The sequence below is a fragment of the Paraburkholderia sp. SIMBA_053 genome (assembly GCF_046534895.1).
In the GTDB taxonomy this organism is placed as follows: Bacteria; Pseudomonadota; Gammaproteobacteria; order Burkholderiales; family Burkholderiaceae; genus Paraburkholderia; species Paraburkholderia caledonica.
The window spans coordinates 1-252 of record NZ_JAWRXU010001233.1; the positions used below are offsets into that span (position 1 = coordinate 1).

1 pseudogene is annotated in these 252 nt (G+C 62.7%); it reads left to right on the forward strand.

The annotated features are described in order from the left end of the window. Window positions 1–57: 57 nt before the first annotated feature. Window positions 58–252: pseudogene (locus SB753_RS39570) on the forward strand (hypothetical protein); the annotation flags it as partial.

The following is a 252-nucleotide window of genomic DNA, read 5'->3' on the forward strand; positions in this document are numbered from 1 at the left end:
CGTCGATCGACGGTAATCGGTCGCGCCACACCCGTCGATCACCTTTGATGCGGTATCGAATCGGGGGAAGCTGCAGGATTGCGTACAACGCTTCTCGTGTGCCTCGCCGCCTGCCTGGCGATGCTCCAGGTGAATGCGCTGTTCACCCAGGCCGGGTCGTTCGCCGCTGCTCGATCTGATGCGTCTGCACGGCGGCGCCTGACTCGGGCAATATGGACCGGTAAAGGGCGTGACGGGTGCACCAACGTTTGT